We start from the raw sequence: 12,965 nt of genomic DNA, 5'->3' as shown, positions 1-12,965 counted from the left end.
TCGAGTGATACCGTTTTGATACCACTTGTTAATCAAATGCCTTCATGGCGTTGTGTTTTTTCATAAAAGGCGAACCACTACAGTTCGCCTTTTTCTTACGCTTTTTATCTGCCATGTCAGTTATTTCACCGCAGTGACTGTATTTGTTTTCGGTTTATCATGTACCTTTCCATACGTAAGCTGACGCCAAATAAACTCCATCGGACCATACTTAAACCGCTTTAACCAAAACGTACTGAAAAGCACAAGGAAGGCATAGACGCCGAGTCCAATCATGAACGTACCAGCGGGTTGAAGATGATCGACAAGCCCCGCTCCATACTTCAGAAATAGCATTGTCCCAATGATCGAGTGAAGCAAATAACAGGTCAGTGACATCCGTCCGACTTTGGTAAAGACCATTAAAGCACCTCGCAGCTGAGGCACGTGCAGAAACAGCATCGCAAGTGTACTCATATAGAACATACTGCCAGTTAATCCCCCGTTTTGTTCAAGGGCAGAGACAATGTTCATCCATGGCGTATTTTCAAAAGGATTGACCGCCGTCATGATCGTACTGCCTTGTGTAATGAGAAAAGCGATTGTACAAATGATCCAAATGCGATTCCAAATCGCTTTTTTCGACTCCATGTTCTTGAAGAACTCCATTTTTACAAAATAAACACCGAGTAAAAACATGAAGAACATGGAATAGACGGTGAAAAATGAGCTGGAAGCCATCGTCCCCATATCTGTCCACCGGTCACCGATGGATGCTAAATAAGTCAGACTGTTGTGGCTGGTCAGCTCGAAATCAGCAAAATCCGGCTTGCCTGATGATCCTGCACGGATGGTATTGAGCAGCATCGTGAAAAAAGGCGTGAGCAATTGAATCACAAAGAGGGTGATCAGCCAGTACAGGATGGTTTTGGCTGTGCGTTTATAAAAGAAAAGTAACAAAAAGCCAGTGACAGCATAATACGTCAAAATATCACCAATCCAAACAAAGGTGACATGCAGAAGACCAATTCCGAAGAGAATCGTTAACCTGCGGGCAAACAGCTTGTTTGGGCTGTCCACCTTCTGAGCAGCTCGATCCATAAAAATCATAAAACCAATCCCGAATAGGAAGGAAAACAACGTAATGAATTTCCCTGAGGCAAACCAATTCACCACATTGTGAAAGACATCATTTGACTCCATGTCGAATCCCTTCGCAGAATCCACGATCAAAAAGTAATTGACCAAAATAATCCCCATTAAGGCGAATCCACGTACGATGTCCAAGAAATGAACCCGTTCCCGCAGACTCATCGGTTGTCCATGTTTTACTTTGTTTGCATTCATATCCATGCTCCTTTTCCTGTTATAATAAATGTGATTCGGATCAACTCATTGATCCTTACAATGAATCAATATACAGACCAATTCTTAACAAATTATGAAGAGGTAATTTTCTGGAAAAAGATGTGACAATATGATGGCAGAATCTCAAATTCATAAACTGTTAAGGTTTATGCTGTATCTTTTCACATAGCTAGATGATATATAGTAAAGACATAAAAGAAAGAGCATCACATTTCATGAGGTGAGAGAGACATGACCCATCAAATATTAGTCGTAGAAGATGATCAGGATATTGGGGACCTTTTGCAGGAATCCCTTACACGCGCAGGATATGAAGTGTTAAGAGCCATGGATGGAGAGCAAGCATTGCAGCTTGTGAACGATTCGCTCGATTTGGTGATTTTGGATATGATGATGCCCGGCCTTTCAGGCATTGAAACGTGCCAGCACATCAGAACATCCTCTAACGTCCCGATTCTATTCCTAACAGCCAGATCGAGTACATTCGATAAAACCGAAGGATTACTCGCCGGCGGGGATGATTATATGACAAAGCCCTTCTCAGAAGAGGAGCTTCATGCTAGAGTGATTGCTCAATTACGCAGATATACAATCTATCAGGAAAAGAAGGAACAGGAAGAGACCTTTCTCGTTGGGGGCAAGCTGAGGGTGAGCGAAGAATTTAACGAAGTGTGGAAAGAAAGTCAGCAAATCAAGTTGTCCGATCTGGAATATCGTATATTGAAGCTGCTCATGAGCAGGCGAAACAAAATATTTTCTGCCCAAAATATTTATGAAAGTGTGTGGGGACAGCCTTATTTTTATTGTTCCAACAATACGGTAATGGTGCATATTCGAAAGCTGCGTGCCAAAATTGAAGATGACCCGGCTCGTCCCGTGTATATTAAAACGGAATGGGGGAGAGGATATCGGTTTGGCACATCGTAAATATACGCTAGCCAAAAAGCTGGCACTGCTGATTTTGACAGCTGCGGTCGTGAGTGGGATTGTCTTTTTGACACTGCAAAAGATCACCAATGATCTGATCGATGGTTATTTGAGTTCGGATGAGTATTACCAGGAGGAGTCAGCCAAGTACATTCAAAAATTCAGCCGCTACGTGTCAGAGAATGAGCTGTCTTCAACGAATCGAAAAGCGTTTGGTGAGTGGGTGAAAAAAGAAAATTACATTAATCTCACCATCTTCAAGGATCAAGTGCTGCAATATGATTCTATTTATTCCGCTGCCGATGAATCGGCGTACGGAAAAGAAAAGATGACCCAGTACGCTGAGCATCATTCGTATCCGGTGCAGTTTAGCGACGGTAAAGGCCGCGTCATGGTGGACGGCTTCTACTCATCTCGATATCACGATCTTGCCTTCACACTCGAGCTGCTCGGGGCGACGCTTATTTTTCTCATCATTGTTCTTCTTGGCATTCGCAAAAGTTTACGCTACCTGCAAACGATTCACCAAGAAATTCATATTCTTGAAGGCGGCGAGCTGGACTATGAGATGACAGTAAAAGGGCATGATGAATTAGCCATGATTGCCAAAAGTATTGAGGATCTTCGTAAAGCTTTTCTGGACAAGCTTCAAGCCATCGACGAGCTGCAAGAAGAGAGCCGCAGCTTGGTCACCGAAATGTCTCATGATATGCGGACACCGCTGACGTCGCTGATGATGAATCTGGAGTTTGCGAAAAAAGAGGAGGCTGGAGCGGATACCCGCAAAGATCAATATATCACCAATGCGTATGGTAAAGCATTGCAATTGAAAAATCTGTCTGACAATTTGTTTGCCTATTTTCTGCTTGATAAAGAACATGAATCTGAGCTTGAGACCGTTGCAGTCAAAGAGGTGATTTATGATCTCTTATCAGATCAAGTGGCGATCTTGCAGCAAGAGACATTCAAGGTTCATCTTTTAGGAGAGCTGCCTGACAGCTATATTAACGTGAATGTCGAGGAACTTGGCCGAGTGTTTGATAATCTGATGTCCAACATACTGAAATACGCCGATCCGAAAAAAGACATCAATTTCACGTTTTTATCCGATCAAGAAGTCTTTGAGATTCATGTGAGCAATGCGATAAAAGAGACAAACGGCACACAGGAAAGCACTGGACTTGGTGAACGAAGCATGAAACGAATGATGTCCCGCATGCACGGGCAGTTTGAACGGATGGAAAAGAACGCTGTTTACTACATCGTGCTGCGATTTTGGCACATCAAAATATAGACGACAAATGAATAACATGGAATGGAGAGACAATCTAATGAAACGATTCAACAACTTCCAAAAGGTACCCGATCTCTTGCAAGGTCTTCTGAATATCTGTCTATTCTTTCTGGCCATTGCATTAAGCGTACTCTTAATTAGTGAAACTTGGTATATTGTCCAATTCGTCTACAAGAATGTGGTCAACAAAGGGGATAGCTATTATGAAATGCTTGGTGAGCTGCTGATCTTCTTTATGTACTTTGAGTTTATTGCCTTAATTATTAAGTACTTTAAATCAAACTTTCATTTTCCGCTTCGCTATTTTATTTATATTGGAATCACAGCCGTCATCCGTTTGATCATCATCGATCATGAAGAGGCTGTATCGACGTTCTGGTGGGCGCTGACCATTCTAGCCATGACGTGTGCACTCTTTATCGCCAATAAAAGACATTCTGCTCAAGAGCATGAGGATATGAAATGAGGGAAGAAGACGAACGATGACCGTTCGTCTTTTTTTATGTTGATAGAGAAAGTCTGATCATGAACAATAAGTCATCAACTGTCTATTACCTAATATTAATGGAGAGGTGTGCAATATGATGGAGGATTTAAGGGCGCTGACTTGATTCACGTTTTCTTATGGTTTGCTTTAGAAAAAGTAAAGCCTTTCTTTTCATAGACATCATCGTCACTATTCTATTAACAGGGGTCGATCGTATGCGAAGTATTCAAAGCTTTTTAGTAGAACGGCTGCTCGTTCTTACGAAAAAGGAATTCAATGTAAATGATTATCTAGAGGAACGAAGAGAGACCAATCATTCCAATTAATAAGAACAACTAGTCAACACTCTCCCTTTTTCTTAAAAATTTACATTGACACCATCCTTTTCTATGATAAAATCAAATTGTGATAATGAGAATCGTTATCAAATGATATGACTACATATAGAATGGATAGGTGAGGTACATGTTCAGAAAATCTTTTTGGTCGTTGTTAGTTGTGCTCTCCATCGTTTTACTTGCGGCTTGCGGGAATAATAGCAGTGAAGGCAAGTCAGATAGTAAAGAGAAAACAAGAACCGTTGAAAGCGCTATTGGTTCAACTGATAATATTAAGGAGAAGCCAAAGCGTATTGTTACACTGTACCAAGGAGCAACTGATGCAGCAGTCGCTATGGGCATTAAACCAGTTGGTGTTGTAGAATCATGGCTTGAAACACCTACTTATAAATATTTAAGAGATGATTTAAAGGATGTCAAAATTGTTGGGCAGGAAACGCAGCCAAATTTAGAGGAAATTGAAAAGCTAAAACCAGATTTGATCATTGCATCAAAAGTTCGCCACGAGCAAATTTTTGATCAGCTGCAAGAAATCGCTCCAACTGTTGCAACAGAAACAGTGTTCACATTTAAAGATACAGTGAAATTGATGGGCGAAGCGTTAAATCAGCAAGACAAATCGAAAGAATTGCTAACGAAGTGGGATGATCGTGTCGCTGACTTCAAAGAAAAGGCGAAAAAAGACATCAAAAACTGGCCAATGAATGTGGCAGTTGTCAACTTCCGTGCAGATCATGCAAGAATCTATCAAACTGGTTTCGCAGGGTCGATTTTAACAGAGCTTGGCTTTGAAGGTCCTAAGAATATCAAAGATAAAAAGCAAGATATCGTGACGCTAACAGACAAAGAGAGCATTCCACAAATGAATGCGGATGTGATCTACTACTTCATGGATGATCAGGATCAGGCGGTTGAAAAAGCATATAAAGAGTGGACAAGTCATCCTTTATGGAAGCAGCTTGACGCAGTGAAAGCAAAACAAGTGCATAAAGTCGATGAAATCACTTGGAACATGGCAGGCGGTATCATTGCTGCGAACATGATGCTTGATGATATTTACGATCGTCTAGGAATTGATAAATAAGACATACCAGAGGAGAAAATGTGAAAACATCATTTTCTCCTTTTTCCATAACAGATTGAAAGCGGGAATCAGATGAGAAGTTTATTAAAAAAGGATTCGAGTAAGGCACTGCTATTTGCTGGATTCATCGTATTGATGTTGGTCTTTTTTATGCTCAGTATTTCCCTTGGGCAAACCTCGATTTCCCTCAAAGCCACCATCCATGCTTTTCTTCATTTTGATGAATCGGATCCAAACAGTGTCATTGTCATGACATCCAGATTATCAAGAGCTTTAATTGCAGCGGTCGTTGGATCAAGTCTAGCCATTTCAGGTGCACTGATGCAGGCATTGACGAGAAATCCGCTTGCTGCGCCTGATTTATTAGGAATTAATGCGGGTGGACTATTTTTTATCGTTATTTCGATTGTTTTCTTTTCAACAGAGTCGTTAACAGGCTATATGTGGACAGCCTTTTTAGGCGCTGCGATTGCAGGGATGCTCGTTTTTCTATTGGGCTCCATTGGGAGAGATGGACTGACGCCGGTTAAAATTGTGCTCGCAGGTGCTGCCATATCCGCACTGTTTGCATCCTTTACTCAAGGTCTTTTAATCGTGAATGAACAGTCGATTCAAAGTATCCTTTTTTGGATGGCTGGTTCAGTGTCAGGAAGAAGTATTGATATGTTGCTTCCTGTTTTACCTTATATTGTAGGCGCTACTGTTGTTGCACTGCTTCTTGGGCGTTCGATTAATGTTCTTTTGTCGGGAGATGATATTGCCAAAGGGCTCGGTCAGCGTACGCTGCTGCTGAAAATCACGATGGGGGTGCTGGTCGTATTTTTAGCAGGAGGTTCCGTCGCTGTTGCAGGCTCGATTGGTTTTGTTGGTTTTATTGTGCCGCATATTGTGAAAAAGCTTGTCGGACCTGACCACCGCTGGGTACTGCCGTATTGTGCCGTCGTGGGGGCGTCGCTTTTACTTGTCGCAGATCTTGCGGCTCGTTTTCTGATCATGCCGCAGGAAGTGCCGATTGGTGTCATGACGGCGGTAGCAGGAGCGCCTCTATTTGTTTATCTCGTGCGCAAGGGGTTGAAGACAGGTGGCTAAAACATATACAGTGCGTTCAAAGGGTGGACGCATTTCATTTCAATTTTCAAAGCGGACTTTTCTCATTTTACTTTTATTGACGGCCATTGCCTTTGGCTTATTTATTCTTAGTCTCTGTATGGGCAGCCGATTCATTCAGCCGATGGATGTGCTGCTTCATTTAATCGGGCAGGGAGAGGGAAATACCTTTGTATTAAATACGCTGAGAATCCCAAGAACGCTGCTTGCTGTCTTAGTTGGAGCGGCACTAGCGGTATCAGGACTCATTTTACAAGGATTAATTCGAAATCCGCTTGCATCGCCTGATATTATTGGAATTACGAGTGGTGCTTCGTTTGGTGCGATTATGTTCATCGTCTTTTGGATGGGCACCGTGCCAATTGCTTATCAGTCATTGTGGGCAATTGCAGGTGCTTTTGTGGTATCGTGCCTGATCTATTTGCTTTCATGGAAAAAAGGGGTCAAACCTATCACACTTGTCCTGATGGGAATCGGTATTTCCGCCATTATGAAGGCGTGTGTGACGTTTACGCTTGTTCTCAGTGATACGATGACGACGACAAAGTCATACATATGGCTGACGGGCAGTTTATATGGTTCTACGATGAAGGACGTCACCTCGATGCTTCCTTGGGTGATGATCATTTTACCGATCGTCATGGTGTTAGCAAGAACGATGAATGTGAAGGAGCTTGGGGATGATCTTGCAACAGGTCTTGGGGTAAAGGTACAGGCCAAGCGGTTATTCTTCTTGCTGATGAGTGTGACATTAGCTGGTATTGCGGTGGCATTTGCAGGCGGTATTGAATTTGTCGGACTCATGGCGCCGCATGTCGCTAGAATGATCATCGGCCGTTCCTTCATTGCGCTTGTCCCAGCTTCTGCGCTTGTTGGAGGTATTCTAGTGATGCTGGCAGATCTTGTTGCCAGAACTGCTTTTCTACCGTTAGATGTACCAGCAGGTGTATTCACGGCGGCAATTGGTGCACCATTCTTTATTTATTTGTTATATCAACAGCGAAATCGATAAACGAAAGATGGGGGTTTTGATATGAGGCCAGAGTGGGTTGAGAGAGAATTACTTGATTTCGGGGTACACATCACAAATGGACCAATCACGTCTGATCGCACACTTGGTGCACTTTTTTCAGAAGAATCCGTCATGCGTTTATTGGAAGCTGAAAAGACAGCCATGCACGCACCAAATCTAGCGGTGGCAGCCTCTATGTTTTCAAAGCGCTATGCATACTTAGCTGTCAGTTCCTCTTTGTACTTGATGACGTTGTATGATGGCATCTATCAATTTCCACCGTCGGCCTGTGCATTTAGAGAGGATCGGAAAATCGCGCTTGATGAAACGCTATGTTCATTTGTTCAACTAGAAGGAGATCGTCATGAATGGAGAGTGCAGGTCGTGCGCACGCTGTTTACGGAGTGTGTCACACCTCTTTTAGACGTGCTGAACCGCACATCGCGACTTCCATATTCTATTTTGTGGGAGAATATAGCGGTTCGTATCAACTCTCTTTACCGCAGCATGATACGGGAAGTAGAAGAGCCTGCGGTGAAACAGCGCGTTCAGGAGGATTACCTTTTTCTGAAGCAAGCGGCTGGGGATGTATTTGGAGCTCAACAAAATCCATTTCAGCACAGCTTAAACTTAGATGACCGTTTACTTGAAACATCCAACCGGAAGACTTGCTGTATGTATTATCAGCTTGAGAAAAAATCGGAGAGTCTCGATTATTGTCTCGTCTGTCCGCTTGAAAAAAAGAAAGGCACTGCTTGCTCGTAGCAGTGCCTTTTCGTTTTATTCCCAAATCGCGCTTGCCCATTCAGGGTGATCGATGAAAGGGTTGCGGTTGTGCTGATATGTTTGATAAATAATCTCGTTGCGATTCCGTTCGATTTGATCGACTGGATCTTGCTTGTGCCATTTCAAAAGCACGGACATTTTGCCGTGAAGAGGGGCGCTTCCATTATTCACATTGTTGTTCAATTCTAAATCTGGAAAGCGGTCATCGCCTTCGTATCGAACCGCCATATAAAAGAGCATTCTCGCCACATCCCCTTTGACCCGGCTGTGAGGTTCGAAGGAGTCGCTATCGTAGAAGTTGCCAGGCGCTCCTTTGTATTCATTTCCGCCCATGTCGAAATCTAAATTTCCGCGTGTGCTATTCGTTTGCACATCTGTCGCACGAAGGTGATGGAGATCTGTCCCAGGTCCTTGGCTTGTCCCAAAATTGCCATGAGACTTTGCCCACACATGCTCTCGATTCCACTGGCCGACATTTCCACCACTCGCTTGCTTTGAGCGGGAGACTCCGCTATAGAGTAAAAGAACATTGTTTGGCTGATTTGGATCTTCATCCGTTTTCTTTAATGCATTCCATACCTCACTGTAGGATAGCTGCGTATGATCATCGATCATATCGTGTAAAGCTTTCTTAAGAGCGGGTCCTGATTTGCCATTAGCAGATTGATAATAGGAATTGATTTGGCTTGTGGCGTTTATTTGCGCTTGTTGTGCAGATGTTTCGTTTTGAAGCTGTAACGGGGAAAAGGTGATCGTTTGGCTCGGTTCATTTAGAGAGAAGCCTTGAGCATTCGCAGCTGGAGGCAGCGGAGTGGCTAGCGTGCCGAAAATCATGATCCCGGCGGCCACAGTTCCAAATAATGTTTTTTTCATTCTATTTCCTCCTTGATAGAGAATGTATTCTCTTTATTTCTATCATATTGTCATGAAGAAATAAATGGATTTATCGTAAATTTTATGTAATCAATTCGTGGGAAAAGAGATTGCTATTTTAGAAGCATTGCTGTATAAGTGGGCTTATGTTCTGATTCCAAATGGTATTGATGGCGAAGCGGTACGTGCCGATCTGCTCCATCATTTTGGGATTGAAATTGCGAGTTCATTTGGACCGCTTGCGGGGCCTATATGGAGAATCGGCACAATGGGCTATAGCTGCCGAAAGGAAAATGTTCTGTTTGTTTTAGCGGGACTTGAAGCGATGTTGATCAAATACGGCGCGGCCATTACATGCGGAGCTGGGCTACAGGCGGCTCTTTCTATCTATGAACAAGCTGAAAAAAGTGATTTCTCATACTCGCAATCTGCGGGTATTTTTTATTTGGAAAAGAACACTAATTTTTGAAAAACTAGACTTATAGGCGGCGGTATCGCTATACTGGAGAAGTTCTTATCATTTTTGTCAGCATTTTCATTTATTTTGCAGAAAGAGGTTTTTTGATATGAAGAAAATGGGCAGATTATATATTTTGATGCTCAATATTTTTATTGCCATGCTTGGCTTTGGCCTCATTGTTCCTGTCATGCCGAGTTACATTGAAGCCTTTGGGGCAACAGGAAAAACACTTGGTTTTCTCGTTGCTGCAACGGGTCTGACACAATTTGCGTTATCACCGATCGCCGGCGTACTGACCGATCGATTTGGACGGAGAAAATTGATTATTGCCGGGATTGCTGGCTTTACCATTGCCCAATTTATTTTTGCGTTTGCCGATCAGCTTTGGATGCTGTTTGTGTCTCGGTTTTTAGGCGGGGCTGCAGGAGCTTTGCTGATGCCGGCCATGTTTGCATACATCGCTGATATTACAAGTGAAAAGGACCGGGGGAAAGGGATGGGCTTATTTAGTGCAGCGATGACACTAGGTTTTGTCATTGGACCGGGCGTAGGCGGATATTTGGTTGAGTTCGGGATCGCTTTTCCTTTTCTCATCGCAGGTTCTTTTGCAGCACTATCTACCCTGTTATCCATCCTGTTTTTACCTGAAACACTAACAAAGGAAAAGCAGGAAGAAGCGCGGTTGAACAAAGACATTCATTTCAATCCTTTTGTGCAGATGATTCAAGCTTTAAAGACATCCTATGGCTTTTTGTTTATATTGGCCTTTGTCCTCAATTTTGGGATCATTCATTTTGAATCGATTTTCGGTTTATATGTAGACCAAAAACACGGATTTACACCGAAGGATATTGCATTTGTGATTACGGTGGCCGGACTTGCCGGAGTACTTGTCCAAGGTGCGTTAGTGAATATCTGTGTGAAACGATTTGGTGAGATGCGTGTCGTGCGTTATGCGCTGCTAGGTGCAGCTGTCATGCTGATCGCCTGCCGTTTTGCGCCGTCTTTTTGGTTGATTTTTACAGGTTCGATTTTATTTTTGTCGGCTACCTCTTTTGTTCGTCCAGCCCTCAATACATTGCTGTCCAAGATGGCGGGGAATCAGCAAGGGTTAGCAGGCGGTCTCAATACATCCTTTATGAGTCTTGCCAACATCGTCGGACCAAGCCTTGCGGGAATTTTATTTGATGTGAATATTGAGCTTCCTTTTATGTTTGGGACACTTGTGCTTTGCGCCAGTTTCATAGCGTCTATCGTATGGGCGAAAAAAGTAGAGCATACTCACGCGATGCCAAGAAGATTGTAGTTGATCTACAGTCTTTTTTTAATGAACAAAGTCTATTTAGAAAAATTCCAACTAGAAATAGTATACATGTTATCTAGGGTGAAAATTAGAGGAGAGGAAAACAATAGATTTAGATCTTTTTAACCTTTAAAAAGTTGTTAATGAAATACTGAATTATACATTTTGTGTAAAAAGTTGGTTGGTATTTTCCACAATGGTAATATCAATCTCGACAGCATGAGGTAACTGAAAAATCAAGACAAAAGGGGATTGAGAGAATGAAAAAGTTTATTTTTTCATTATATTTTTTGTCGTCACCATGTTTAGTGCAGCAGTGCCACCAGCAGTTCATGCGGCTGAAATATGGACGCATTCTCTACACCTCGCACACAATGATGACAAGCCCAGAATTGATACAAAATATCGGCCAAACGAGCCTTTGGTTTCTAGAAATTTTTAAAAGTGATCGGTTCGCAGATATTTGCGTGTCTTGCAGCAGGCGTCAAATCATCCCACCCAATTAAAGGCTGCATCCCTTTTCCGCTCACATTGCCGCTTACGTTTAACTCGTGATTCAATGGCCAGTTGCTATCATAACCTACCAATGGATTTGTCCCTAAAATACTTGCCGCACTCGGTGTTACGTTTTTATACTTTCCATGACCAGAATAGGCAATAGAATGTACATGCGGGTTGGCAACAGCCGGGTTATCAATCATGACGATGACCAAAGCCTGGAGAAGGATTATCTCATGTTCATATCCACTCCATCTCCTTTATTGAGAGCCAAAGCTGTTGGTGAAGAGGAATAAAAAAATGGACAAGCGCTGTTAACATCTCTGATATGCATTATGTTATCAGCTAAAATCATTTTACATAGGAAGTTGTCAACTAATATCACAAGCAAACAGGGTGGACAGGACACAATCGCGTGCCAACAGTCATCTTCATTCAGAATTACGGGCAAATGTGATATGTTGTAGACAGAAGAATTTCTTTCAGAAATATGGGTATCCCAAGAGACAAAGGCTTTGATGTGGGAAAGCCGCCTATACCCATAAGTGGCAAGAGGTGAGATACATGATTTATATCGGATTAACTGGCTGGGGGGATCATGACAGTCTTTACCCGCCGAAAATAGGAAGCTCTCAAAAGCTGTTTCACTACGCGTCAACGTTCCCTATTGTGGAACTGGATGCAAGCTTTTATGCTGTTCAGCCTGAGCGCAATCATGAAAAGTGGATAAAGGACACACCGGACACCTTTCAATTTGTCGTGAAAGCATACCAAGGAATGACCGGACATCAAAGAGGCGAGATTCCTTTTGCTTCGAAGGAAGAAATGTTTGACGCTTTTATCCTCTCATTGACTCCGCTCATTCGAGAAGGGAAACTGGCCATGGTCCTGTTTCAATTTCCACCATGGTTTGATTGTAAAAAAGAGCATGTCCAATATTTAAGATGGTGTAAGGAAAAGATGGGTGACATTCCGTGTGCCCTCGAATTCCGAAACCGGACATGGTTTTCAAACGAATTTTATGAGCAAACCTTGTCCTTTATGGAGAAAGAAGGGTGGATTCATTCCGTCTGTGATGAACCACAAGTCGGAGAAGGGTCCATTCCGCCAGTCATACAAGCCACACACCGTGATAAAACATTAGTCCGTTTTCACGGAAGAAATAAACAGGGCTGGCTTCACCCGGCAGACCATGAGAATTGGCGAGAAGTGCGTTACTTATATTTATATAATGAAGCTGAATTAAAGGAATGGAAAAAGAATCTCGACATCCTGCATCAGCAATCGAAAGATGTATATGTCGTGTTTAATAATAACTCCGGCGGAGATGCAGCGGCGAATGGCCAGCAAATGATTGATTTGCTGGATATTACCTATTCAAGCTTAGCCCCGAAGCAGTTAGATTTATTTAGTTAAATGAGAGCTGCGGCTTTCAACCTGAATGAGACG

At 42.7% G+C, this 12,965-nt stretch carries 11 protein-coding genes and 2 pseudogenes; 10 read left to right on the top strand and 3 right to left on the bottom strand.

Annotation, left to right across the window (positions count from 1 at the left end):
- Nucleotides 1-120: 120 nt before the first annotated feature.
- Complete coding sequence (locus ACSLGF_RS05400) at nucleotides 121-1,326, bottom strand: DUF418 domain-containing protein (protein ID WP_456003156.1); 1,206 nt, start codon at nucleotides 1,324-1,326, stop codon at nucleotides 121-123.
- 252 nt (nucleotides 1,327-1,578) lie between these two features.
- On the opposite strand from ACSLGF_RS05400, the gene ACSLGF_RS05395 reads away from it, so the two are divergent.
- From ACSLGF_RS05395 to ACSLGF_RS05365, 7 genes are all read left to right on the top strand, one after another.
- Nucleotides 1,579-2,274, top strand: coding sequence for a response regulator transcription factor (locus tag ACSLGF_RS05395; RefSeq protein ID WP_456003155.1), 696 nt, complete (start codon nucleotides 1,579-1,581; stop codon nucleotides 2,272-2,274).
- Nucleotides 2,261-3,568: a HAMP domain-containing sensor histidine kinase gene (locus ACSLGF_RS05390; RefSeq protein WP_456003154.1), complete on the top strand. Its 1,308-nt coding sequence runs from the start codon at nucleotides 2,261-2,263 to the stop codon at nucleotides 3,566-3,568. The genes ACSLGF_RS05395 and ACSLGF_RS05390 overlap by 14 nt, the downstream gene beginning before the upstream one ends.
- Before the next feature lie 37 nt (nucleotides 3,569-3,605).
- Nucleotides 3,606-4,034, top strand: a complete 429-nt coding sequence (psiE, locus tag ACSLGF_RS05385) for a phosphate-starvation-inducible protein PsiE (RefSeq protein ID WP_456003153.1) — start codon at nucleotides 3,606-3,608, stop codon at nucleotides 4,032-4,034.
- 486 nt (nucleotides 4,035-4,520) lie between these two features.
- Entirely contained in the window at nucleotides 4,521-5,477 is a 957-nt protein-coding gene (locus tag ACSLGF_RS05380) for an ABC transporter substrate-binding protein (RefSeq protein ID WP_456003152.1), read from the top strand.
- A 72-nt stretch (nucleotides 5,478-5,549) separates the two neighbouring features.
- Nucleotides 5,550-6,566 carry a FecCD family ABC transporter permease gene (locus tag ACSLGF_RS05375; RefSeq protein WP_456003151.1) on the top strand — a complete coding sequence of 339 codons (1,017 nt, stop codon included), beginning with the start codon at nucleotides 5,550-5,552 and terminating at the stop codon, nucleotides 6,564-6,566.
- Nucleotides 6,559-7,596 (top strand): FecCD family ABC transporter permease, encoded by a 1,038-nt coding sequence (locus ACSLGF_RS05370; RefSeq protein ID WP_456003150.1) that lies wholly within the window; start codon nucleotides 6,559-6,561, stop codon nucleotides 7,594-7,596. The genes ACSLGF_RS05375 and ACSLGF_RS05370 overlap by 8 nt, the downstream gene beginning before the upstream one ends.
- Nucleotides 7,597-7,617: 21 nt before the next feature.
- Entirely contained in the window at nucleotides 7,618-8,361 is a 744-nt protein-coding gene (locus ACSLGF_RS05365; protein ID WP_456003149.1) for an IucA/IucC family C-terminal-domain containing protein, read from the top strand.
- 15 nt (nucleotides 8,362-8,376) lie between these two features.
- Here ACSLGF_RS05365 and ACSLGF_RS05360 read toward each other — a convergent pair whose 3' ends face one another.
- The gene (locus ACSLGF_RS05360; protein ID WP_456003148.1) at nucleotides 8,377-9,255 is read right to left on the bottom strand and encodes an endonuclease I family protein; all 879 of its coding nucleotides are present in this window, start codon (nucleotides 9,253-9,255) and stop codon (nucleotides 8,377-8,379) included.
- A gap of 148 nt (nucleotides 9,256-9,403) precedes the next feature.
- Between ACSLGF_RS05360 and ACSLGF_RS05355 the strand changes: the two are divergent.
- Both ACSLGF_RS05355 and ACSLGF_RS05350 read left to right on the top strand, forming a co-directional pair.
- A pseudogene (locus ACSLGF_RS05355) lies at nucleotides 9,404-9,724 on the top strand (hypothetical protein); the annotation flags it as partial.
- A gap of 97 nt (nucleotides 9,725-9,821) precedes the next feature.
- Entirely contained in the window at nucleotides 9,822-11,021 is a 1,200-nt protein-coding gene (locus ACSLGF_RS05350) for an MFS transporter (RefSeq protein ID WP_456003146.1), read from the top strand.
- 521 nt (nucleotides 11,022-11,542) lie between these two features.
- Here the strand turns inward: ACSLGF_RS05350 and ACSLGF_RS05345 are convergent.
- A pseudogene (locus ACSLGF_RS05345) lies at nucleotides 11,543-11,719 on the bottom strand (NPP1 family protein); the annotation flags it as partial.
- A gap of 361 nt (nucleotides 11,720-12,080) precedes the next feature.
- On the opposite strand from ACSLGF_RS05345, the gene ACSLGF_RS05340 reads away from it, so the two are divergent.
- A complete protein-coding gene (locus tag ACSLGF_RS05340; protein ID WP_456003144.1) occupies nucleotides 12,081-12,932 on the top strand; it encodes a DUF72 domain-containing protein in 852 nt (283 codons plus the stop codon).
- Nucleotides 12,933-12,965: the final 33 nt, after the last annotated feature.

The organism is Bacillus sp. A015, from assembly GCF_053851875.1.
The sequence above is the reverse complement of the archived record's forward strand: the minus strand, read 5'-3'. Positions and strand labels throughout refer to the sequence as shown.

What these genes read in the sequence shown, in the direction of transcription:
- ACSLGF_RS05365 (WP_456003149.1), top strand. Translation starts at nt 7,618, where the DNA reads ATGAGGCCAGAGTGGGTTGAGAGAGAATTACTTGATTTCGGGGTACAC.
- psiE (WP_456003153.1), top strand. Translation starts at nt 3,606, where the DNA reads ATGAAACGATTCAACAACTTCCAAAAGGTACCCGATCTCTTGCAAGGT.
- ACSLGF_RS05340 (WP_456003144.1), top strand. Translation starts at nt 12,081, where the DNA reads ATGATTTATATCGGATTAACTGGCTGGGGGGATCATGACAGTCTTTAC.
- ACSLGF_RS05400 (WP_456003156.1), bottom strand. Translation starts at nt 1,326, where the DNA reads ATGAATGCAAACAAAGTAAAACATGGACAACCGATGAGTCTGCGGGAA.
- ACSLGF_RS05375 (WP_456003151.1), top strand. Translation starts at nt 5,550, where the DNA reads ATGAGAAGTTTATTAAAAAAGGATTCGAGTAAGGCACTGCTATTTGCT.
- ACSLGF_RS05380 (WP_456003152.1), top strand. Translation starts at nt 4,521, where the DNA reads ATGTTCAGAAAATCTTTTTGGTCGTTGTTAGTTGTGCTCTCCATCGTT.
- ACSLGF_RS05395 (WP_456003155.1), top strand. Translation starts at nt 1,579, where the DNA reads ATGACCCATCAAATATTAGTCGTAGAAGATGATCAGGATATTGGGGAC.
- ACSLGF_RS05350 (WP_456003146.1), top strand. Translation starts at nt 9,822, where the DNA reads ATGAAGAAAATGGGCAGATTATATATTTTGATGCTCAATATTTTTATT.
- ACSLGF_RS05360 (WP_456003148.1), bottom strand. Translation starts at nt 9,255, where the DNA reads ATGAAAAAAACATTATTTGGAACTGTGGCCGCCGGGATCATGATTTTC.